The sequence below is a fragment of the Nitrospiraceae bacterium genome (assembly GCA_020632595.1).
GTDB lineage: Bacteria > Nitrospirota > Nitrospiria > Nitrospirales > UBA8639 > Nitrospira_E.
This window is the reverse complement of record JACKFF010000048.1, coordinates 1-2,498: the sequence shown is the minus strand read 5'-3', so window position 1 is coordinate 2,498 and position 2,498 is coordinate 1. Positions and strand designations below refer to the sequence as shown.

General features: G+C 51.3%; 3 protein-coding genes. All 3 read left to right on the top strand.

All coding sequences use genetic code 11. The features are described 5' to 3' along the window. Positions 1 to 283 (top strand): ATPase (locus tag H6750_21705; protein ID MCB9776925.1); only part of this gene is annotated, 283 nt, incomplete at its 5' end. Between the two features lie 282 nt (positions 284 to 565). After that, positions 566 to 2,074: a hypothetical protein gene (locus H6750_21700; GenBank protein MCB9776924.1), complete on the top strand. Its 1,509-nt coding sequence runs from the start codon at positions 566 to 568 to the stop codon at positions 2,072 to 2,074. A 16-nt stretch (positions 2,075 to 2,090) separates the two neighbouring features. Further along, positions 2,091 to 2,498 (top strand): alpha-keto acid decarboxylase family protein (locus tag H6750_21695; protein MCB9776923.1); only part of this gene is annotated, 408 nt, incomplete at its 3' end.

Sequence of the window (2,498 nt, the reverse complement as noted above, 5' to 3'; positions counted from 1 at the left end):
TCCGGAACGAACGCAGGTCAGCTTTTATCGAACGGCCGCAGGAGCCGAGGTCGATCTGGTGCTGGAATGGCCTGGAGGGAAGGAACGTTGGGCCTTGGAAATCAAGCGCAGCTTGACCGCCAAACCAGCCAGGGGGTTTTATCATGCGCTTGAGGATCTTCAACCATCCAGGAGTTTCGTTGTGTATGCCGGGCCTGAGCGATATCCCATTGCCGAAGGGGTGGAAGCTATCAGTTTGGCTGCGCTGATGAAAGAATTGCTTAAAGAAAAACACGATTCTTAGGAGAGGCCGTGTTCATTCCCCGTCGTCCGCCAGTCATGGACCATTGCAGAACGGTCGAACCTCCGTTGATCCAGATCGGTCCACCTGAAAACGGCCACCAAGTCTGGTGCCACTTGTATGACTAGGTATCCTTAATTTGGCGAGATGGAAAAGGGAACTTTTATTGCCAAATTGCTCTCAGATTTTAACTTGTTAAAATTCAAATGAATGCAGAAATTCCTGTTTGACACACGGTTGAAGGTGAGAGGAAGAAAAATGCAAGATCTCATTGGAGGTTAAAGCATGAAAAACTTGCAACAATCCTCAAATAAAGCAGCAGTGTCTCCCTATCGTCTGCTGCTGGTTTTTCTGCTGGTGCTTTTGGGTCTCATGGGCGCACAACCAGGCAACAGTGCACAAGAGTCCGATAAGCGACGTGCCATTAGACCGGACCGTCGTGAGCATCTATCGATCGAAAAAAAATCTTTTATCGAAGGAAATTCTGACAAACCAAGATTCCAGGATGCAGTGACCTTGGCACCGGGGCTTCCGGATATTGAAACGGCAATGGCAGGCGAGAATATCTATGTTCTCTACGGGCCTATGGGTATGAATGAAGATCTTTACCTTCGCGCCAGCCACAATGCCGGCGTATCCTTTGACGAACCGATTCTTGTGCGTCCAACTATTGAACGATCATGGGCGCAGCGGCTCGCGGCTGTAGGTGAACATGTCTATGTCGCATGGGTTGAGGGACGCCACTCGAACACTCAGATCAACTTCGCTCGTAGCACAAATGGCGGACGTGACTTTGGTCCTCGATCGAACCTCGGAGCTAACCCTGGCCATAAAGCTTTGGCGCCGCTGATCGCGGCCTATGGAGACACCGTATACGTATTGTGGCAGGAAAGCAGCGATGCCAGTGGCATCGGTGCAGCGCATAGACTGCGGGTCAGTCATGATCGAGGATTTACTTTTGGTGAAGCCATGCATTTTGGGAGTTCCACCGATCGCTTCAGTCCCGGCGAAAATTATGAGATTTTGGTAGCAGATGTATATGGGGTCCATCTAATTCTTAATGGAAGCAAATACTTCCGCAGCAGCGACGGTGGTCGAACGTTTAGCGACATCAAATATCTTGGCGGTGACTCTGTTGCAGTCACCGGCGAGCAGGTGTTTGTCGCGTCGAGGAAATTGACAGCCGAAGGGACAGGGCCCGGAACCGTTGTAGAGACGAACGATGTCTGGTTGAATGTTAGCACAGACCGGGGGGCGAGCTTTGTACGCAAAAACGTACCTAAGGAGGTTAGCGGTGCCCCGCATACTGTTACAGTCTGGGCAAACGGGGACCACGTCTTTGTGGCCTGGGAGCAAGTTGTTGGCGGCTTTTGGTCTGCATTCCTTGGCGTCAGTCATGATGCGGGGGCATCTTTCGCGCCAACCGTTTCTTTGGGAGAGGAAGGTAAAAACTGTTATATCCCGAATTTGGCCACTGCCGATCGGCACGTTTATCTTTCCTGGCGGTGCATCGGGGAGACGCTGGATCCATCCACTGGTAGTCCTCATTACTCTTCTATAGACAAGTGGTTGGTCAGTGGCGACTATGGCCGATCTTTTGACGGGCCCATGACAATGAGCGGCTTGGGCGGAGCGCTTGCGGGAACCATTCACTCAATCTTGATGAACGAAAATAGCATTCATATTTTTGGAAAAACGGCATTCGATTTTAATTATGTAAGGGGTGTATTTGGCTCCTCGAGTCCTCCTCTTAGCCCGATGCTCAATAAAGGGCCTAAAAGGGCCTATCAATAAAACGTGGTTTGCATGTATGAATGCATCTTTTACCATTGGTTCCCTTCTTCTAGATCGCCTGTATAAGCTGGGCCTGCATCATATTTTTGGCATTCCCGGGGATTACGTGTTGACTCTTTTCAAGCTCTTGGAAGAGTCGCCGATCCGCCACATTGGAACCACACGAGAAGACTGCGCGGGGTTTGCGGCTGATGCCTATGCCCGGATTCATGGGATCGGCGGCGCCTGCGTCACCTACTGCGTGGGTGGGTTGAATATGGTCAATGCCGTTGCCTGTGCCTATGCCGAGCGCTCTCCGGTAGTCTTACTCTCCGGTTCGCCAGGCCTGAATGAGCGGGTGAATAATCCCTTCCTGCACCACATGGTTCGTGATTTCTCGACCCAACGGGATGTCTTCGAGAAAGTCACTGTGGCCTCGGTTGTG